This is a genomic window from Microcoleus sp. PH2017_09_SFU_O_A, assembly GCF_020738625.1.
GTDB lineage: Bacteria > Cyanobacteriota > Cyanobacteriia > Cyanobacteriales > Microcoleaceae > Microcoleus.
The window spans coordinates 128,378-147,769 of sequence record NZ_JAEQCF010000035.1 but is presented as its reverse complement, the minus strand read 5'-3'; the positions used below and the strand labels follow the sequence as shown (position 1 = coordinate 147,769).

General features: G+C 45.7%; 16 protein-coding genes and 2 pseudogenes. 5 read left to right on the top strand and 13 right to left on the bottom strand.

What is annotated here, in order from left to right:
• Positions 1-406: DUF4351 domain-containing protein (locus JGK16_RS15165; protein ID WP_293181163.1), on the top strand; the 406-nt coding region annotated here is incomplete at its 5' end.
• 107 nt (positions 407-513) lie between these two features.
• Here the strand turns inward: JGK16_RS15165 and JGK16_RS15160 are convergent.
• From JGK16_RS15160 to JGK16_RS15140, 5 genes are all read right to left on the bottom strand, one after another.
• Entirely contained in the window at positions 514-1,287 is a 774-nt protein-coding gene (locus JGK16_RS15160; RefSeq protein ID WP_293181160.1) for a class II aldolase/adducin family protein, read from the bottom strand.
• Positions 1,288-1,354: 67 nt separating this feature from the next.
• Positions 1,355-2,074: a hypothetical protein gene (locus tag JGK16_RS15155; protein ID WP_293181157.1), complete on the bottom strand. Its 720-nt coding sequence runs from the start codon at positions 2,072-2,074 to the stop codon at positions 1,355-1,357.
• Positions 2,075-2,239: 165 nt separating this feature from the next.
• Positions 2,240-3,487, bottom strand: a complete 1,248-nt coding sequence (locus JGK16_RS15150) for an NAD(P)/FAD-dependent oxidoreductase (RefSeq protein ID WP_293181154.1) — start codon at positions 3,485-3,487, stop codon at positions 2,240-2,242.
• Between the two features lie 24 nt (positions 3,488-3,511).
• Entirely contained in the window at positions 3,512-3,673 is a 162-nt protein-coding gene (gene rd, locus JGK16_RS15145; RefSeq protein ID WP_293181151.1) for a rubredoxin, read from the bottom strand.
• 258 nt (positions 3,674-3,931) lie between these two features.
• Positions 3,932-4,243, bottom strand: coding sequence for a DUF433 domain-containing protein (locus JGK16_RS15140; RefSeq protein WP_293181148.1), 312 nt, complete (start codon positions 4,241-4,243; stop codon positions 3,932-3,934).
• A gap of 80 nt (positions 4,244-4,323) precedes the next feature.
• Here JGK16_RS15140 and JGK16_RS15135 point away from each other — a divergent pair, with 80 nt between their 5' ends.
• The 3 genes from JGK16_RS15135 to JGK16_RS15125 all read left to right on the top strand — a co-directional run bounded on the left by JGK16_RS15135 (position 4,324) and on the right by JGK16_RS15125 (position 8,917).
• On the top strand, positions 4,324-4,998 hold the full coding sequence (locus JGK16_RS15135) for a polysaccharide deacetylase family protein (RefSeq protein ID WP_293181145.1): 675 nt from the start codon (positions 4,324-4,326) through the stop codon (positions 4,996-4,998).
• A gap of 131 nt (positions 4,999-5,129) precedes the next feature.
• Positions 5,130-7,250 (top strand): hypothetical protein, encoded by a 2,121-nt coding sequence (locus JGK16_RS15130; protein WP_293181142.1) that lies wholly within the window; start codon positions 5,130-5,132, stop codon positions 7,248-7,250.
• A gap of 185 nt (positions 7,251-7,435) precedes the next feature.
• Positions 7,436-8,917 carry an S-layer homology domain-containing protein gene (locus tag JGK16_RS15125; protein WP_293181139.1) on the top strand — a complete coding sequence of 494 codons (1,482 nt, stop codon included), beginning with the start codon at positions 7,436-7,438 and terminating at the stop codon, positions 8,915-8,917.
• 243 nt (positions 8,918-9,160) lie between these two features.
• Here the strand turns inward: JGK16_RS15125 and JGK16_RS15120 are convergent, their stop codons facing one another.
• From JGK16_RS15120 to JGK16_RS15110, 3 genes are all read right to left on the bottom strand, one after another.
• Entirely contained in the window at positions 9,161-10,357 is a 1,197-nt protein-coding gene (locus JGK16_RS15120; protein ID WP_293181136.1) for a tetratricopeptide repeat protein, read from the bottom strand.
• A complete protein-coding gene (locus JGK16_RS15115) occupies positions 10,354-11,205 on the bottom strand; it encodes a hypothetical protein (RefSeq protein ID WP_293181133.1) in 852 nt (283 codons plus the stop codon). The genes JGK16_RS15120 and JGK16_RS15115 overlap by 4 nt, the downstream gene beginning before the upstream one ends.
• Before the next feature lie 341 nt (positions 11,206-11,546).
• Complete coding sequence (locus JGK16_RS15110; protein WP_293191017.1) at positions 11,547-12,209, bottom strand: glycerol-3-phosphate ABC transporter substrate-binding protein; 663 nt, start codon at positions 12,207-12,209, stop codon at positions 11,547-11,549.
• A gap of 202 nt (positions 12,210-12,411) precedes the next feature.
• Between JGK16_RS15110 and JGK16_RS15105 the strand changes: the two genes are divergently transcribed.
• A complete protein-coding gene (locus JGK16_RS15105; RefSeq protein ID WP_293181127.1) occupies positions 12,412-13,086 on the top strand; it encodes an acetoacetate decarboxylase family protein in 675 nt (224 codons plus the stop codon).
• A gap of 386 nt (positions 13,087-13,472) precedes the next feature.
• On the opposite strand, the gene JGK16_RS15100 is transcribed toward JGK16_RS15105, so the two are convergent.
• The 5 genes and pseudogenes from JGK16_RS15100 to JGK16_RS15080 form a co-directional block, all read right to left on the bottom strand.
• Positions 13,473-13,640 (bottom strand): orange carotenoid protein N-terminal domain-containing protein, encoded by a 168-nt coding sequence (locus JGK16_RS15100; RefSeq protein WP_293181124.1) that lies wholly within the window; start codon positions 13,638-13,640, stop codon positions 13,473-13,475.
• A gap of 254 nt (positions 13,641-13,894) precedes the next feature.
• Positions 13,895-17,023 carry an MFS transporter gene (locus tag JGK16_RS15095; protein WP_293191019.1) on the bottom strand — a complete coding sequence of 1,043 codons (3,129 nt, stop codon included), beginning with the start codon at positions 17,021-17,023 and terminating at the stop codon, positions 13,895-13,897.
• A 422-nt stretch (positions 17,024-17,445) separates the two neighbouring features.
• Positions 17,446-17,742, bottom strand: a pseudogene (locus JGK16_RS15090) (hypothetical protein); the annotation flags it as partial.
• A gap of 62 nt (positions 17,743-17,804) precedes the next feature.
• Positions 17,805-18,782: pseudogene (locus JGK16_RS15085) on the bottom strand (hypothetical protein).
• 255 nt (positions 18,783-19,037) lie between these two features.
• On the bottom strand, positions 19,038-19,352 hold the full coding sequence (locus JGK16_RS15080) for a hypothetical protein (RefSeq protein ID WP_293181117.1): 315 nt from the start codon (positions 19,350-19,352) through the stop codon (positions 19,038-19,040).
• Between the last annotated feature and the right edge of the window lie 40 nt (positions 19,353-19,392).

Sequence of the window (19,392 nt, the reverse complement as noted above, 5' to 3'; positions counted from 1 at the left end):
TTGGACTTATTTTATCAAAAATGCTCCCGAACTGGAGGAAATACCGGAAAAATTTGCATCAGTACCCGAAATGCAAACAGCTTTTAATATCGCCAACAGGTCAAGTTTAAACCTTGAGGAATTACAAGCATTAGAAAAACGGGAAATGTTTTTTGAAGACCAACGCGGTGCTGTTATCAAAGGGATGCAAGAAGGTCGCCAAGAAGGCCGTCAAGAAGGTCTAATTGAGGGACAAATAGCATTAATTTTGCGTCAAATCACGCGACGTACTGGTGAAATACCAGCAACAATCCAAACTCGCATCCAGCAGTTATCTTCCCAACAATTAGATGATTTAGGAGAAATTTTGCTAGATTTTACCAGTCAACAGGATTTGATAACTTGGTTGGAATCGATGTCAGCATAAAAGTATGACCCACCCTACAAGTCTAGAGTAGGGTGGGGATCCATCTATAATCTACAAGTTTGTTGAATATCTGGTAGCGACGCACCCTACCAATTATCACCACATAGCTAATCTAACAAGTCTGGTTCTCGGCGCACAATCATGTCATAAAGTGGTTGAAAGCTAAACCATCCCATGCGGTGAGAGCCTACTTGCTGCTGTGTCAAACGAGCACATTCTGGCTTGATGAGAATGGGTTTTCCGGCTGCTTCGGCCATTAACTGCGCCTGACAAGAACGTTCCATTGCAATAAACCACCAAGCTGCTTCATCTACTGTTTCACCTACTGTTAACAGTCCGTGATTTTGTAAAATAATTGCTTTTTTATCTCCTAAAGTTTTGGCGATGCGTTTAGCTTCTTCGATTTCCAAAACAACTCCGGTGTAATCGTCAAATAAAGCGTGATCCTCATAAAAAGAACAAGCATCTTGAGTCAGCGGGTCAAGCAACTTGCCCAAACTCGACCAACTTTTGCCGTAGGGTGAATGGGCGTGGGCTGCTGCGATTACGTCGGGCCGGGCTGCGTGAACTTGCGAATGAATGGCAAATGCTGCTTCGTTTACGGGTTTATTTCCTTCAACAACTTCGCCTTTGTGGTTGACTAAAATTAGGTCGCTGACTCCAATTAAACTAAAGTGCATTCCAAAGGAATTTACCCAGAAATAATCTAGGTGTTCGGGGTCGCGGACGGTGATGTGTCCGGCAATTCCTTCGCTGAATCCGAAACGACCAAATAATCTGAGTGCGGCGGCTAAACGCTGTTTGCGGTGGCGGCGTTCTTCTTCAATTGAGTTGAATGTGGGCGGTTGAAAAGTGACTTTTGGAACTTTTACTGCAATCATATATTTGGGAATTGGGAATTGGGAATTGGGAATTGGGAATTGGGCATTGGTTGTTATTTGTTATTTGTTATTTGAGCCGCGTTTCCTCAGACTTTTGACTGACATCCGTTACCTCCGCTACAGAATCCGTTGCCGAACTTCCTTCGCTCAAGCGCAAACCTACTATGTTTTTGCAGTCGAAAGTGGCGTTATTGCCGGGGCGCCGTTCGATTAATTCGATGATTTGTCCGGCGGGGTTTTGCAGAAACCACTGGGTTAATGAACCGTAGTTTAAAGGTTGATCTGACAGGGGCTTGAAGTTTTTATTTTGCCATATTGTAGCAGCATTCTGCACGTTTTCCACTCGAATCGCGACGTGGTGAACTGCTGCTAATCCTCTTTCTTGCTGGAAGCGGTTTTTTTGGTCGCCGGCTGCGTGGGGCGCATCCAATACTACTAAGCCTCCGGCTGGCATTAATAATGTCATTAAATGCAGCCATAAATCGGAGGGAATGTTAATGTTTTCCGAACAAAAGTTGATTGGGAATAAGTCGGGGCCTTCAACTGTTTTGGCGCCGAAGGGGCGAAAAGATTCGGCGTAGTTTTCGAGTTGAGTGCGACTGGGAAATGTGATGACAAAGTGGTCGATCGCAACTTTTTCGTCGTACAGGTGTGTTTCAAACGTCCAGGTTGTTAAAAATTCGGGAGTGATAAATTTGGGGTTGAATTCCAGTAAGCCGTTGTTTTCGAGGAAAGGTGAGTCAAGGTGGCGATCGAACTTTAGGGTTTGTAGATTCAAGTTTTTCATGTCTCTCACCCGATGTTAAGTACGCAAAACTGCGAATTTTGTCTGCATTCTGAAGTTGACGCACAGTTGATGCGCCTTGATTCAAAAATAACACAAAATTTAATACTGGCAAGCCGATCGCAAGTCCCAAACCTCGATCGACCAATCTCAAAGCCTAAAATAGTATCATTTGCCGATCGCGATTCCAGCCAACCACGCCGTAGTCCACGCACTTTGGAAGTTGAAACCGCCCGTCACGCCGTCGATATCCAAGATTTCGCCAGCAAAGAAAAGTCCGGGACAGCGGCGACTTTCCATTGTCTTGAAATCCACTTCCTTGAGGTTGACACCGCCGCAGGTGACGAATTCTTCCTTAAATGCGCCTTTTCCTGCGATTTGATATTCGCCTTGGACGAGTTCGAGGAGGAGTTTATCGATCGCCTTATTGGATAAGTCAGCCCAGCGTTTTTGTTCGTCAATGCCGATCGAACTTGTCAAACGTTCCCAGAGGCGGCGCGGCATCGGAAACGGACAGCTAGAGACGATTAATCGGTGCGACAACTGCGATTTGACTCCCAGCAGTTGCTGCCGCAAAACCTCTGCATTGTACTGGGGAAGCCAATTAATCAGCACAGATGTTCGATAATGGCGATCGTGCAAAAATCTCGCACCCCAAGCCGAAAGTTTGAGTACAGCAGGGCCACTGACACCCCAGTGAGTGATTAACAAAGGCCCGCTTTGTTCTAATTTTGCTCCCGGCAATTTCACCTTAGCATTCGGAACCGAAACTCCGGCTAAATCTTTGATTCTGTTATCAGCAATATTAAAAGTAAATAGAGAAGGGACTGGCACTTCTACAGTATTACCTAACTCTTTTGCCCATTTGAAACCCGACGGATTGCTACCTGTAGCGAGTAAAATGCGATCGCACTTAAAACTCTCCCCCGACTTCAACTCAACTTCAAATGTAGAGGCAATATCCCCGTGACCGTCTTCTGCGCCATTCCCCATTAACTTCTTTACATAAACGACTGCATCGCCCGTGCGAATTCTCACGCCTGCATCCTCAGCAGCGCGGATCAAACAGTTAACAATTGTCGCCGAATCGTCTGTAATCGGAAACATTCGCCCATCTTCTTCTGTTTTCAATTTCACACCGTGACTGGCGAACCAATCAACAGTATCGCGGGGTTGAAATCGAGTAAAAGCACCGCGCAGAGCTTTTCCACCTCTGGGGTAATTCTGCACTAAAACACCGGGGTCAAAACAAGCATGAGTGACATTGCAGCGTCCGCCGCCAGAAATGCGAACTTTTGCCAGGACTTGGCGGCCTGCTTCTAGTAAAGTGACGCGGGCTTGCGGGTAGGTTTTAGCGCAGGTAATTGCACTAAAAAAACCCGCAGCGCCACCGCCTATGACTGTAATTTTTAACATTCGATCGGACAATTTTTTTCTCGCTTATTCTTCTGGTTCAAAATCGGATTTTGTCACCCCGCAAGTGGGACAAACCCAATCGTCTGGGATATCTTCAAAGGCTGTACCGGGCGCTATGTCTCCGTCGGGGTCGCCTACTTCTGGATCGTAGACATAATTGCAAGTTGTACAAACGTATTTTTGCATTTGCTTCGCTCAATTTTATATTGTTAGCTAGTAAATTGTACATTACAGATCAACTTTGTGCAATACCAGAAAAATTAAATCTTTCACAAGTTACAATTCACAATTATCAAATAGACCTCGGGCAAAAATAAATAGGATGCTGCTCAGAGCATCGTCCCACATTTTTTTGGGTGCAGCGGCTTGTGCAAGCAAATATGTTTGTAGGGGCGAAGCATGACCTCGGTAAATATGGGATTATAACTAATAATTTATATGCGGTCATGCGAGAGTCCTCTTCAAAAACCAGATGCACCCCATAGATTCTGCTTCCAAGCACTCCCACTCAGCATTTTCTGCTGCTATATCCGTGTCGATTTGGTCTTTATTCGCAAAATAGTAGGCTAATGCCCCATGAATTTGTGCTAAAGTCAAGTGCGGTATTTCATCAATGATTTGTTGTGGAGTCATCCCGGCATTAAAATCAATAGCAATGTTTTCTACTGTAATTCTAGTTCCTGCAATTCGCGGGTGGCCGCCGCAAGTTCCCGGCGTGCACATAATTAGCGTTCCAATATCAACGGCAGTTGTCATATTTACCTCGATTGAGTTAAGTTTAATTTATTGTAATGCAGCTTCATTTCTACCCGATCGCACTTTCGCAACATTAACCAATGCCCTTAGCACCTTTGTTTCCTGTCGTTCATCCCATTCTCAAATCGGCTTTTCCCAAATGTCTGTGGACGGGAGATATCAACAGCCGAGAAATTGCCCTAACATTTGACGACGGGCCGCACCGGCTGCACACACCTCAATTGCTAAAAGTTTTAGATAAATACGACATCAAAGCGAGTTTTTTCTGGCTGGGTTTTTGCGTGGACAGGCATCCAGAAACGGCTAAAGAAGTATACGATCGCGGACACTGGATCGGCCTCCACGGCTACCAGCACGTATCGTTTGCCAAACTCAAAACTCACGAACTCAAACTAAGTTTAGCAGACACGCAAAAAGCAATTAGCAAAGCTTGCGATTTAGACCCAAAATTAATCCGCGACGTGCGGCCGCCAAACGGCATTTTTACGCCGCGAACATTAGAGTTATTGCAACAGTGGGAATATCGCCCGGTAATGTGGAGTGTTGTCCCGGAAGATTGGGTGCGGCCGGGGGTGATGAAAGTTACGAGTCGCGTCGTGCAGCAAACAGAAAATGGTTCAATAATTGTACTGCACGACGGTTATTGCGGCGGCGAAGATGTGGCGACTTCTGCTGATAAAATTATTCCATTGCTGTTGTATAAAGGTTACAAGTTTGTAACAATCGATCGCCTTTGGCAACAAATTTCTGCCTGATGGCGTCAGTGCGATCGCTCCTGGAAACTCAAAAATCTGGTTTTAAACGGATATTAAGGGTTTCAGCAAGTATTGCGATCGAAAAACCCGGTTTATGTTCAAAAGTTCAATTTAGGAAAGAGGACGCGAAGATGGCACTAAAAGCAGACACTTTTTATAACCCGCCGCGCTTGGTAGGAGACGACACATCGAAAAATGTTACGCTTTTCGTGGGACAACTTGTTAATTTTTCTGGGGGAGGCTGGTTGTTGGGCGGAGAGGATACTGTAACGGGTTCCTCAGATGCAGAATTGATTCTAGGGAATGCTGGTGACGATCACATTTTTGGCAATGATGGCAACGATTCACTTTATGGCGGCAAAGGCGAGGATTTGCTGGTAGGAGAAAATGGCAACGACTTACTCAAAGGCGAAGTAGGCAACGATTCTCTCATCGGTTTGACAGGCGACGACATTTTGCGGGGAGGAAAAGGTAATGATGCACTGTTTGGCGGCTTCGGCAACGATACTCTCAACGGCGATATTGGTGTAGATACTCTCACCGGAGACGAAGGCAATGACGTATTTGTACTCACAAATAAACTCGGCGGTTCTACAGTTGCTCTAGCAGATACTATTACTGATTTTGACAAGGGCGAGGATAAAATTGCCTTAGCAGAAGGGCTTCAGTTTGAAAATCTCAGAATTTTGCCCGACTCTCAAAATCCAAACGATACTGTAATTCAGCAAAATACAGGGGAGTTTTTGGCAGTTTTAAAAGATGTTAGCAGCAGCACTTTAGCTCGATCGGACTTTATTGTTCCCGGCACGTTAGCCTTTAGCACCAATGATTTCATCACCAATGAAAGCAGTGTTTCCAAAACTGTCACCGTGACTCGCACAGACGGCAGTGACGCTGCTGTCAGCGCTACAGTAACGCTGGATTATCCCAATCCATTTGTTGGGGCCAGCCTGCGGCCATCAAACTTAAATGCTGCCTTTTTTCCAGTCAAGTTAGGTACAGTCAATTTTGCCGCTGGAGACACTACACCTAAAACTGTTAATATTCCTTTAGTCGATGATGAAATTCGTCATTATCCTCGATCGGCTTTGCTGACATTGACCGAACCTACGGGCATCACCAATATTAGCACGCAGAATACAGCTACATTAAAAGTTCTAGACGATAGTAACCCACCCTCTCCGATTGAAACCTTCACTTTCGTCAATGCGATCGCAGCCGACGGCGATCGACTGCTCTTCGGAGGCATCGCCCCTTTTGTAAAATCTGCAGGATCTGCTAGCTTGTTGGATACCAATACGGGGAAATACGTGCAGTCTTTTTTTCCGCCGGGGCCGGGATATCCTGTTGTTGTATTTGGCACTCAAGTCGCTCTAGCTAACAACAAAGCCCTGATTGCATCTGACTACAACCAATCATATCTGTTTGATACGAATACAGGTGGCTTACTCCAAAGCTTCAGCACTGACAATACCAAACTTTCTAACTTGGACGCTGCTAGAAAAGTCGCCTTTGTTGGTAACAACGTTCTGATTTCTCCCCCTCCAGACTTACCTTTCAGTTATCAAGAAGTGGCTCCTGCATACGTGTTTGACTCCAATACAGGCGCGCTACTCCAAAGTTTTTTCAGTCCCATCCCGAGAAATCTTTTTCCGATCGAATATGCAAGTGCTGTCGGAAACAAAGTTGCGATCGCAGGCTTAACAGACAAACCGTCCATTAATGCAGCAGTTTATCTGTTCGATAGCATCACCGGTCAACTTCTCCAGACTTTACCAAGCCCAGATCCTGGAGACGGCAGCTTTACTTTCGGCAAGGCGATCGCAGCAGTTGGTAATGATGTTCTCATCGGAGCGCCATTTGCCGATAGCGGTAGGGGTGCAGCGTACCTGTTTGACGGCAATACAGGCTCATTGATCCGAAAATTTTCCAACCCAAACCAACCCGATTTCAACTTATACACAAACGATGGTTTCGGAGGTAGTTTGGCAGTTACAGACAGTGAGATTCTGATTGGAGCCAGCTCTTACGAGTCTCAAGGCGCTGTATATCGCTTTAACAGTACAACAGGGAACTTGATAGAGACTTATTTGGGTACAGTTCCACCAGGAGCAACTTTATCCTTTCCGCCTACAACAGTTCTAAGAGTTAGTTCCTTTGGGGATAACATCGCGATCGCAGGTGACAAAGTTGCTATCACCTATATTATTCCACGCTTCCGTGTATCAGGCGCTACTGCTGCTTTGTTTTAGCAGAGATAGTCAGAAACGAGGGTTTTTTACAATAGGAATTACGCATTCCCACCAAAGAAACCGGGTTTTTCACCTAATTTGAGGGCTACAGCCAAAGATTTTCGTAAAAAAAGCCGGTTTCTTTAATATGAGTGCATAAGTGCTGTAGGTTTTGGTATATTTGCGAATTATGAGGAGGCTGTGGTATGGTTCGATCGCACAAACGTCAAGCTGTCATCGCTTTAGTGGTAGCCTTGGGAATAATCATCGGCAATTTAGTATTTCCAGGGCTGAATGTAGCGCCAGCATTGGCAGAAGCCAAATTTAAAGATGTTAAAGACCATTGGGCTCAAGCCTGCATAGAAGAATTAGCCGAGAAAAAAATCATCAGCGGCTATTACGAAGACGGCACTTTTCGCCCGAACCGCCCCGTCAGCCGCGCTGAGTTTGCAGCGATGCTGCGGAGGGCTTTTCCTGATGCCAAAACCGTCCGGAATCCGATCGACTTTGCAGATATTCCCACGAATTACTGGGGTTATAAAGCAATTCGAGAAGCATATCAAACGGGTTTTATGTCCGGTTCCAGTGGTAGTATTTTTAACGCGACTTTGAACATTCCCCGCTGGCAGGTTTTGGTCGCCTTAAGCAGCGGCTTGAAATATACGCCTGCTGGTTCAGCGCCTGAGATTTTGAATGCGACTTTTGAAGATGCGCGAGACATTCCCGAATTGGCGAGAAATGCGATCGCCGCCGCCGCCGAAAAACAACTTGTGGTCAACTATCCCGCCGTCAAACAGCTAGAACCGACACGCAATGCAACGCGCGCCGAAGTAGCAACTTTTCTGTGTCAGGCGATCGCCAAACCCGGCAAAACAGCCTTAGTTCCCTCGCAATACATCGCGCAAGTTCCGCCGAATATCGGCCCGCCGAGAACCACAGAAATCTCGGAGTTTGGGAAAGTTAGGGCAGAAGTGTCTTTTGTCAAAGAAGCAGAAAATGCTAAAAATATCCGCATCAAAATTATCCGTGACGGTAAAACGTTACTAGAAGAACCAGTGCTGATTCCCACTCGTTCTCTAGCAGACAATCCCGACAAAAAAGCCAGCGACGAAGTATCCGAAGGGCGTTTGTTATCCGTGCGAATCCGCGATTTGGACGGCGACAAGGAACCGGAAGTGCTGGCAGATTTAGTCTCAATTAAAAGCGGCGTCCGCTGCTGCAATTATTCGTTTATTTACCGCTACGACTCAGCCGCGAAGAAATACACTCACATCAAGCATTTTTGGGGCAATGTGAGTTACGAAATTGTCGATTTTGGCAAAAATGATATCCCGGAGTTCAAGAGTCTGGACGGGCGATTTGCTGAGGCTTTTACCAATTATGCGGATTCTCGCTTACCGCTGCAAATTTGGCAGTACCGGCCAGGTAAAATGGAAGATGTTACGAAGCAATATCCGGTGGAAGTATACACCAATGGTGCTGAGTTGTGGCTGGAATCTCGGAAGCGATCGAGCGAAGATGCAGAGGTAAAAGGCGTGTTGGCGGCCTTCATGGCGAGCAAGTATGTCGCGGGCCAGGAGGCAGAAGGTTGGCGGTTGTTGGAGGGAGTTTATCAAGGGCGCGATCGCACTCAATTCTTTGGGAAGTTGCGCGAGTTTTTGGTGAGCACTGGTTATGCGAGTAAGTAGGTTTGGATTTTTTTAACCGCAGATGAACGCGGACAAGCGCGGATAAGATGTAGGGTGCGCTAGGCGCACCTTAACTGGTTAATTATCTCAATCATGGATGCAAATGACACTCTCATGGTGGCTAATTTTTAGGTACGTAGTTGCGCTTCAGCGCTCTTATATATATAAGACAAGAGCGCTGAAGCGCAACTACGTACCTTATATTTAATATGACAGTTGCATCTAGGACTTTATTTATTTTGCTTACCATTCAAAGTCTCTCTGCACATATTCGGCTAATTCTCGATTGTGCGGCTGAAAATATTCGTGCAGTCGCTGACAGACAACATCATTCGCCGGCTGATAATTACCACCGTTATATTGTTTGTAGTCGCGGAGTTGATAATCTGGTAAATCTAAAAAATTAAAGACTTGGCTGAGTGTCGCAGCCGGATTCGCATAAAATTCTTCACTCTGCAATATTAAAAACTGTTCCCTGGGAAAAAGATTCATCCACTGTTTGAGACTGCAAACATAAAGACTCTTATAAATATAATGACAATCTTTCCAATAACTTTTATCTGCTAAACTTGTTTCGGTAGCGTCTGCGAGTAATTGTAACTCGGCATCGATCGCCTTTTCAAACGTCCTGGATTCCGTTCCGCGCCTCACCAGCATTTGATAGTGCGACAAAGCGCGATCGACTGGATTTCGCAAAATCACAATCAGCTTAACTTTTGGCAAACATCCGTGCAATCTTGACGCAGCTAGCGGGTGAGTCAGATAAGTCGGAGTTGCTTCTCCTGTCAAAAAATGATGCGCGTCTATTGGCGGCGGAAAGTGCGCTTGATACCAAGCTAATCCTTTGTTGAAATGTTCTGAGAAGAAACAGATTTCTTTATTGGCAGCAGGTAAAATCTGCGGGTGCGAAGTGATATATTTGTAGAGAGAAGTTGTGCCGCACCTCGGAGAACCGATGATGATGAAATCGGGTTCGCGCAATTGGGTTGAATTCCATTTTACTTGCGACAGTTCCGGGCGAGATGCTACAGTTTGCAAGCGGACTGCGGTTTGGAAAAGGGCGATCGACTCCTGGATTTTTCCCTGCTTGCTCAGCGCCACAGCCAAGTTAATGTAGGCTAAGGGAAAATTTGGCAAAATCTCGATAACTTCGCGGTACAGAGCCACCAAACCGTCAATGAGAGGAGAATCTTTGGGGAGGGGCGCGTACATTAACGGGAAGTAAGCGGCGGTAAAGTTTGGTTGCAGGAGAATGGCTTTTTGGTGACAGGCGACGGCTGCGGCAATTTGGCCGTTTTGTTGCAGGGCTTTTCCTAAATCGTAGTAAGCTGAGGGCGAATTGGGATTTTGGACGATCGCATTTTCGTAAAGCGCGATCGACTGTTGCAATTTCCCCTCTTCCTTTAGTGAATCTGCCACAGAACTGTCATCAAAGTTCATACTGGAATCCTGTAATAACCGCGCATCATCACCTTAATATCCAAATGCTTCATATCTGCCGTAGAAGCATCGTGAATCATATTTTCAGTCGGTGCAATATAAGCCTCACCCGGTGCAATTCTCAGCTTCACCACCGGATATTCTGGGTAGCGCTGCATAAACTGATAAGTTAACTGTCGCGTCCAAGGTTTCCCAATATCAGCACCAGAACATCCCAGCATTTGAAAAATGTCCATCTCCGTCAAATTCACAAACAAAAAATAACGGCTGTCCCGCCCTAAATTCACACAAATCCGATTAGTAGCCTCCTGCTTTTTATCCAGCGGCAGATTGTCCCAACTATCAGTATGCAAACCGTTGCGACAACCGCGTTTGTTATCAATTGTCGCCGTACTCAATCCCGGCTGTCGGCCTCCCATACCGCTGATAACTGGCGACGAATCCGACAGACAAAAAGGCTTAAAATAGTCAATTAGTCGATCGAGTATCTGTCCGCATTTTTTCTGAGACTTAAACTCAGCCACCTGTAGGGGAGTGGTTAGCGAAGCGATAGCAGCATCAGCCAACAAAGCCAAAACATCCGCAGGTAAACGCACAATTCCGACACCCGCATAGTGGGGCGGCGGTTCGTCTGTCCAAAGCAGTGCCGACTCTGCGGGCGTCGGTTCCCTCCAAGGTTCTTTGGGCATAAAAGCACCTTCACAATACTGAAGGCTATCGGGCGAAGTGTCAACAGCTAGCTGCGTACCCGAACTCAGCCACACTCGGGGAATTGTGCACTCTTTTGTAGTTTCTAACTCCAGATTTTGACAGCGATAAATTACTATACTTTGACGGAGATTGCACATTATTTAATATTGCTCAATCGCACTTACTAAAAACCTGTTTGCAGCATCGGACTTTAGTCATATATTCCCTATTTGAAGTTCGTAGTAAGGACTTTAGTCCTATCTTCTAAGTTTCAGGTTCGTAGTAAGGACGGGAGCATCTCACTTTTGCAAAAAAGCAATTTCTTTACAGTGCGAGCGTCCCCGCTCGCGATCTATACTCGCGAGCGGGGACGCTCGCACTGTAAAATCAAAACATCAAAACTGAGATGCTCCCGTAAGGACTTTAGTCCTATCTTCTAAGTTTGTAAAGCAAGGACTGAAGTCCTGACTGCGAACTTTTTAAAGTTGGGAAATCTTGCTTAATGAGTGCAATGCGTGCAGTGAGTGCAGTGAGAACACATCGCCCCAACCTCAAACCCTTCAGCATTCGGGAACTGCCAGAGAGTTTGTGTTAAAGTTGTGCGATCGACATTCTGGCGAGGAACCGAAGAAAAAGTCAAGACGCGGGCTTCATCGTCTGTGCTTTCCACCAAAATTTCGCCCTCAGCAACCTTAATTGCATCTCGGTGCAAAATGCTGATCCCGAACATTCCAGTCATTCCCAATTCTGACAGTTTACCCGCAATTTCATTCAGAAATTCCGAGTTATTGACAACAGCTTCTGACCGTTCAACTGCTGCCAAAACAGCTTCAGTAACGCGGACAAATTCTAAGGGAAACCAAACCCATTCGCCTGATGCTTGATTTTGTTCCACCTTCCACATATAAGGAATAGCATCGCCGTATTCTGCGGTTGGCTTAACATAAGCATTGTTGCCATCAAACTCTTCAACCAACCTCTCGTTATCCGAGAGGTCAAAGTGTTTGTGAAGCAAGCAGATACCAACCTGTTTTTGCAAGCCGTGACTGCGGATGATAGCACCGAGTTCGGTCATGTTGTCTTGGGCTTGTTCCAGCAGGTCTCTTGCCGTGAAAAAATGCTCTAAACTATCGAAAACATCTGGCTTGTAAGATGTCAGCATACAGGTTTAGGTTCCTTCTAAATATTCACTAAGTAGACGATATTTAACTTTTGCTCAAATGTCAACTAATTGCTCGCTATTCGCAGATTAATCTTTCTTATGCGTGAATATACCGGGATTTTATGAAAAATACCAAAACCTGTTGCTGTTTTAGAGCCTAAGCTAAAATAAATATAAAATATCAGATCTAAAATCACTTAAAATGGTATATTCACCTGCTCCTTGGCACCTGCAAGGTTATGCTGTTCAGACTTTGCAATTGGTAGATGTAGCACGAGTGCGCCCCTTGGTTCCCTCTGAGTTAGAAATTGTCTGTTTATTGCCAGGAAAAACGCTAGGTGGCATTTATATATCCTCCTACGGGCTGGGTTCCGTGATGGAGTACAATGAGTTAATTGTAGTTAGCGCGATCGCCAGTTATGCAGGAAAATGGGGCGCTTGGATTTCGCACATCTACGTAGACAACCCTAACTCAGTAGCTGGCGGGCGCGAAATTTGGGGACTTCCTAAAGAATTAGCTCAGTTTAGTTGGGAAGGCAGCGATTCAGTAAAAGCATCACCGCTAGGCTACCGCGTCACAGTTAGCCAAGGAAATCTGCAACTGTGCAGTCTCAATTACAGCAAACAAAGTTTTGGATTTCCCCTACCTTTGAGCGGAAATATTTTTAGCGCCGATCGCACAAATTTGCTAATGTTTAAAGGAGAGTTCCAGTCTCGCATCGGCTTTATCAAAGGCGAAGTAGAAATCTCTGAAGAGAGTCATTTTGCCAATCTAAATTTAGGTCAGCCATTGCTCGCAGTTGGCTGCGAAGAGATGCATTTAATTGCAGGTGCGCCGAAACTTGTAGGGAACATAGCTGCTGAATTCACTTATTAGCTGGAATCGGTAGGTGGGCAATATAAATATATAGCGGCTATCAGAAAGATGAGGTACGTTGTTGGGCTTTAGCCCTCTTTGTCTGGGAGGTTATGTAAGCTGTCAGTCATACCTCATCTTTCTGAGAACCGCTATATAGCCTTTCTTAAAAAGATGAGGTACGTAGTTGGGCTTGGGCCCTCTTCGTTTAGTGGTTATATAAGCTGTCAGTCATACCTCATCTTTCTGAGAACCGCTATATATCTTTTGCAAAATTCCTTTTAATCAAATTTTGGAACGGGCAAGATGCCCGTTCCACAAAAAGAATTTTTTCTGTGGAACGGGCAGAAGAGCCCGTTCCTAGCTATTTTTGCAAAAGGTTTAATGCCCACCTTACTTTACTCAAATTAAATGCCAGCGCCCGGAGCGACTTGGGCACCCATTTCTAAAACTGTACCGCGCAGGAAATCAATTTGCTCTTGAAAGTCCATGCCTTGAATCTTTCCTAATAAAGCTTGTCCAGCTTCGGGAAGTTGATAGTTAGGAGGCACGGGAATAATAGTTCCTTCATCCATTACCACCTTCTAAAGTAGGGTTCGTAGTGAGGACTTCAGTCCTTCTTAATTTTTGCGGACTAAAGTCCTCACTACCAACTTTCTACAGTAAGGTTTGTAGTGAGGACTTCAGTCCTTATTAATTTTTGCGGACTAAAGTCCTCACTACGAACCTTTTTTTACGTAGGAACCGAGATAATAGGATTTCAAAGAAAATAGGCTGGAACACAGCCAGCCTAGAATCAGGAGAACTTTAATGGAAACTTGTGGAAATTCTAGCTAAACAAACCCGAAATACCGCCGACTGCTATTGCTCCAGCCAATGCCGAAACCACCACAGAAGTTAGAGCCGTACCGAACAACCACCAAGCAGCAGTTGCGGCGGCTTCCCGCGCATCTTCTGCTTGCTGTTTGGTCTTGTTCTTGATCTCTTTAATCCGTTTTTTGGCTTCAGTTTGCAGGCGTTCGGCGCGCAATATAACGCTGTCCCGGGCTCCTTCCATTTGGTCAACAATTCGGTGAGCGTCTGTCTCGGAAATATCGGAACGAGAACTCAGTAGCGCTACTAAAGTACCGCGATCGAATTCACCCAAACGCTGTTTAATCGCGTCAAATCCGGCCTGCGGATCGTCAAATACTTTGCGGAAGTCCCGCTTGATTCCTTCGTAATTGAGCTCCGGCCGATCGAGCGAATTGAGGTAATCCCGGATTTTTGAGAAAATACCGTCAATTGTTGACTGGAACTTGTCTTGTACCATTTGAATTTGTTCGACAAACTCGTTGCGGACAGATTCAATACGATCGGCAATTTGGTTCGCTTCCTCTTCGGAAATGTCTTCCCGCTGGGACAGCAAGGCTACCAAAGTACCGCGGTCAAAGTGCTTCAGCCGATCGCCCAAACTTTGCATCCCCGCTCCGGGTTCGTTAAACAGCAACTGCAAATCTCGCTTGATACCGTCAGGATTGAGCTCTTCCTTGTCCGTATTCCGCAAGTAATTTTCCAAACTTCCTTGGAAATCCTTGACAGTTTTTTGAGCGCGAGATGCCAAGCGGCGGGGCGATTTCACGATGCTGCGAATCGAATCTTGCACGCGATCGATCGTCCGATTGATTTGTTCTTCGCTCAAATCTTCGCGCTGCGAAAGCAACTTGACCAAGGTTTCGCGATCGACCTGAGACAGTCTTTCCCGCAGCGCCAAGGCACCTTCTTTCGGATTTTCAAACAATTTGGTCAAATCCCGATTGATGCCTTCAGGATCGAGTTCTTCCAGGTTAGTATGGCGCAGGTACTCGCCAATTTGGGCAGTAACTTCCTCGTACTGCTGCTTAGCTTTGTCTGCAACTATTTGCGGCGCGTGGATAATGTTGTCGCGCACGGATTCGATTTTGTCGATCGCCCCATTTACCTGTTCTTCGCTGAGATCTTGGCGCTGCGACAGCAGTTGCACCAGAGTATCGCGATCGAATTGAGACAAGCGTTCTCTCAGCGCTTTCAAACCAGCTTGCGGGTCGCTTAACAGCGTTTGAAACTCGCGCTCGATCGCTTCAGGATTGAGTTCTTCCTTATTAGTATTGCGGAGATACTCTTCTACCTTTTGGCGCACTTCTTGCGCTTTCGATTTCGCTTGCTCTTGCAATTCTTGTGCTTTGGAAATTACGCGATCGCGCGAACTTTCGAGCCGCCCGATTAACTGATCCGCTTCCTCGGGGCTAAAATCTTCCCGCTGGCCGAGCAATTGTACCAGAGTATCGCGATCGAAGTGTGACAGGCGATCGCGCAAAGCCTCAAAACCAGCATCGCGATCTTCCAACAGCGCTTGGAAGTCCTTCTCGATACCTTCAGGATTCAATTCTTCCTTGCCAGTCGATCGCAAATAATTCTCAATCCGACTACGCAAATCTTGAGACTGTTCCTCACCAGCAGCACCTTGCACAATTTCCAGAACTTCTTGGCGCACGCTTTCAAGCTGTTCAGAAATTTCCGCAGCCTGTTCCGGACTGAAGCCCTCACGGCGCCTCAGAATGCCTGCAAAATACTCAGGATTTAACATCTCTAACTGGCCCAAAACAGCTCCCGGAGAAGCTTCGGCATCGTAAATAACATCCCTAAATTCCTGCTTGATAGTTTCTCGGTTGAGATGCCAAGGTTGAGCATTTAGCAAGTAATTTTCCACATCAGCCTTCGCTGTATTGAAAGGCAGCGCAGGCACTTTGTCGCCCACCTTAGAAGCCAAAGATTTAGCTTGTTCCTTGCCTTTTTCAGTCAATTGCTGCAACTGACCAGAGATTTTTTCCACATCCAAATCCGACAAATCCGTCCGCGACAAAACAGTGCCGACAAGAGCTTCCACACCCAACAGCATCGCGCGCTTCATGCCGCTGCTGGATTCTGATTTGTTTTCCCGAGTTTCCAGAATTTGAGATAGCTTGGCATTGAGTTCATCAGACTTCAGCAAATCTGGAGCCGCAAACTTGAGAAAATCAACCAACTCTAAATTCGGGTCTTTCTTATCTTGCTGCTTGCCGAAAGTTTGCTTCCAAACACCTTCGAGTTGGTCGGCAACTTGATTGATTTCTTCCTTAGAAAAATCGCTGCGGCTGCTAATTAAATCCACAAAAGTCTGGCGGTTAACATTCTTCAGAACATCGCTTCCCGCCAGAGATTTGATATCAGTATCGCCCAGCAACTTTTCAAATTGACCGCGAATTTCCTTAACATCCAGCTTCGGTAACTGCAAAGAACCGACATAATCTTGGATGGTTTCGCGAATGCTATCCGGGTCTACAGCCGAGCCCAACTCGCGGCGGACAGCAGCCACAGACGCCTCTACAGTGTTTACCATTTGGTCGCTAGCCATCTTGCCGCCGATCGCGGAACCAGCAGTACCCATGACACCTTGAATGCCGGAAAAAGCAGTTTTAATCAAGGAACCAATCATCGAACCGACGGCGCTAGAACCGAGCCATACCAGCGTTAAAAAGTACGCCGACCAAATGACCACACCAATAATTGCCGCTCCATCTACCGAGGCAATTGAAGTTAGTTTGACCGCCAGAAAACAAGCTAAGAATAAAGCTAGGTTAACTGTGACTAAAATCCAACCGCCGACCAAGCCTTCGATCTTGCGAACTTTAGTGCCCAAACTTTCGGACTCATCATCGTCATCGTCGGGTAAAGCCTCATCCCAGTTGGAGATTTTGGCGGCGATCGAGAAATTTGTTAACAGGAATTGGAAGCCAAAAGCCATGATGACTCCGGCGATTAATGCCACAAAAAACTGAGGGCTCAGAAACATCAGCCCTCCGAGATCGGGGTGGTCAAACGGGACATCTATTTCTATTGGCATTTGACCAATATTGAATTTGGGACTGTACAGCGACATTAATAACTCGCTTTCAAACATAAATTACCTCCTAAAGTTTGATGCCGAATTAGGCATATTGAAATCTGCCCCTAACTTTTAAGTAGGGGATTTGCAACTTTTTAGATGGTGGTTTGTTTCGTCAGGCTTTATCTTAAGGAAGCCTTGATTCGTGCAATCCGGATGAGTAGTAAATCAGTTCTCTAGTTATGTCATCCTTACTGCTGATTATGGCTCTTGAAGCTGAAGAATAAATCCCTCTAAAGTCAGAAATGGTTTTTTTTGTGAGTGATATGTTTGTAGGGGCGAAGCATGACCGCAGTGAATATAAGATTATAACTAATAACTTATATGCGGTCATGCTTCGCCCTCTTCAAAAACCAGATGCACCCGGCAAGTTTGAAGCGGGGGCGATCTATAGTAGTAAGGTACGATGCGGCGCACCCTACATATCGTAGAGTGCGCTAGAGAGTTAGGATTCCGTTTGATTTTTCCGGGAGAAAACGAGCTAGTAATTCCGGGCGATCGAGCTGCATACTCAGTCGTATGATCTCGATGGGTTCTAGTTGAATCAAAGGCTCAATTATTGGGGCTAATTCTTCATCGATTTCGCCAAATCTTACTTGTAATATACTCTCAAGAGTCTCGCGTTTACCTTGCTGAATACCTTGCTGAATACCTTGCTGAATACCTTGCTGAGTTGCTTCTTCAAGCCGTTGTAAATAAAGGGGTAATAGTTCCATAATTAACTCCGCATTTTCTCGATGATAAATAATAAAATGATATTTAGCGCACCCTACAGATTGTAAAGTGCGCTGCTGAGTCAGGATTCCGGTTGATTTTTTTGTTCAAAACGAGCTAGTAATTCAGAGCGATCGAGCTGCCTAATTAGTCGCGTGCGATCGAGAGGTTCTAGCTCAATCAAAGGCTCGATTATTTGGGCTAATGGTTCATCAATTTCGCCAAATTTAACTTGTAGCATACTCTCAACTATCAGGCGTTGACTGCGCTGGAGACCTTCTTGGATACCTCGCTGAAGACCTTCTTGGAGACCTTCTTGGATACCTTGCTGAATACCTTGCTGAATACCTTGCTGAGTTGCTTCTTCAAGCCGTTTTAAATAGAGCGGTGACAGTTCCATAATTAACTCCCGATCTTCTCGATCTATGTCTTGGCGGACTTCTCATATCGTTCGCAAGTTGTACAACAATTCTAACGCGTTCAACCGAAACAAATTATCAGACGGTAATTCTCTCAATTCGGCAATAGCTTGCTTTTGCACGTTTCCCTTCCCCAAAACCCTCAGCCACAGCGTTTCGGGAGTGCGGGGGAGTTGGTGAATAGCAATGATTGCTGCTTTCAGAGACACATTCAAAAAATAAACTCCACTTACCCAATTTTCAGGTTCAGAAGTCGCCCCAAATCCAGCTAGCATCGCATCGGAAACAGTCGGCGACAGTATCCAGAGTTGCGGCAAATCAGCCTCTGCAATCCGGGTATTATCTCTAGTGGCGACTCGTTCATATTCGGCATGGACATCAAAGAGTTTACCCAGACAACTGCGAATTTCTCCGGTTTGCACAGGACTGCGGAATGGTTCAATTACAGCGGGTTTTGCTGCAATTTGACCCAGAATGCCGAGGGCTGTGGGTTCTACATCCGGTTCCGCTTTTGGGGCAAAAAAAACGTCAATCTGCCTCACTTCTCCAGCAATGTCATGGCTGGTTGCGACATTACCGAGAGGGGTTAATAGTTCTTTGAGATATTGTTTTGCGAATTGATCGTGAATGAATCTGGTTATGAGAATTATCAGCTATAAACTGTTTAAAAACCTCACGGGCAACTATCAACTAAGAGAGGGTTCTCACGGGGGCACTGCCCCTACCTGTCAACGGGAGCATCTGTGTTTTGCATTTATAGTGCGAGCGTCCCCGCTCGCGTATTGTACAGTACGCGAGCGGGGACGCTCGCACTATGAATAATAAAAAAATGCTTTTTACAAAACTGAGATGCTCCCCCTGTCAACTATCAACTGTCAACCGTCAACTGTCAACTGTCAACTATCAACCGTCAACTGTTTGCAGCATTTCCCCTCACAGTTGCGCCGGCTGCGAATACAGCCGTACTCCTCAAAACGTTCGCTGTGTTTGCGAACAGTAGGATAGGCTACCAGATGTAAAGGAATTCCGATTAATTTGTACAGCAATCGACCAGCAGCATGAAGAATATCCCAAATTTCGCTTAAGTTAGGTTCTCGCACAAATTCTCCAATTTCATCTTGTAATGCAATCCACTGAGATAGGAGAGTAGGATGGTGACAATTATCAAATGCTGCCATACCTTTTTGATAATTTTTCCAAAGTTTATTCATAGATTTCATCAAATCAGGCTGAGTTCTGATAATATCAGAA

Bases quoted from the DNA above. Each gene is read 5' to 3' on its own strand.
- JGK16_RS15105 (WP_293181127.1), top strand. From the start codon at position 12,412: ATGGTATATTCACCTGCTCCTTGGCACCTGCAAGGTTATGCTGTTCAG.
- JGK16_RS15095 (WP_293191019.1), bottom strand. From the start codon at position 17,023: ATGTTTGAAAGCGAGTTATTAATGTCGCTGTACAGTCCCAAATTCAAT.
- JGK16_RS15125 (WP_293181139.1), top strand. From the start codon at position 7,436: ATGGTTCGATCGCACAAACGTCAAGCTGTCATCGCTTTAGTGGTAGCC.
- JGK16_RS15155 (WP_293181157.1), bottom strand. From the start codon at position 2,074: ATGAAAAACTTGAATCTACAAACCCTAAAGTTCGATCGCCACCTTGAC.
- JGK16_RS15120 (WP_293181136.1), bottom strand. From the start codon at position 10,357: ATGAACTTTGATGACAGTTCTGTGGCAGATTCACTAAAGGAAGAGGGG.
- JGK16_RS15130 (WP_293181142.1), top strand. From the start codon at position 5,130: ATGGCACTAAAAGCAGACACTTTTTATAACCCGCCGCGCTTGGTAGGA.
- rd (WP_293181151.1), bottom strand. From the start codon at position 3,673: ATGCAAAAATACGTTTGTACAACTTGCAATTATGTCTACGATCCAGAA.
- JGK16_RS15115 (WP_293181133.1), bottom strand. From the start codon at position 11,205: ATGTGCAATCTCCGTCAAAGTATAGTAATTTATCGCTGTCAAAATCTG.
- JGK16_RS15080 (WP_293181117.1), bottom strand. From the start codon at position 19,352: ATGAATAAACTTTGGAAAAATTATCAAAAAGGTATGGCAGCATTTGAT.
- JGK16_RS15140 (WP_293181148.1), bottom strand. From the start codon at position 4,243: ATGACAACTGCCGTTGATATTGGAACGCTAATTATGTGCACGCCGGGA.
- JGK16_RS15110 (WP_293191017.1), bottom strand. From the start codon at position 12,209: ATGCTGACATCTTACAAGCCAGATGTTTTCGATAGTTTAGAGCATTTT.
- JGK16_RS15100 (WP_293181124.1), bottom strand. From the start codon at position 13,640: ATGGATGAAGGAACTATTATTCCCGTGCCTCCTAACTATCAACTTCCC.
- JGK16_RS15150 (WP_293181154.1), bottom strand. From the start codon at position 3,487: ATGTTAAAAATTACAGTCATAGGCGGTGGCGCTGCGGGTTTTTTTAGT.
- JGK16_RS15135 (WP_293181145.1), top strand. From the start codon at position 4,324: ATGCCCTTAGCACCTTTGTTTCCTGTCGTTCATCCCATTCTCAAATCG.
- JGK16_RS15160 (WP_293181160.1), bottom strand. From the start codon at position 1,287: ATGATTGCAGTAAAAGTTCCAAAAGTCACTTTTCAACCGCCCACATTC.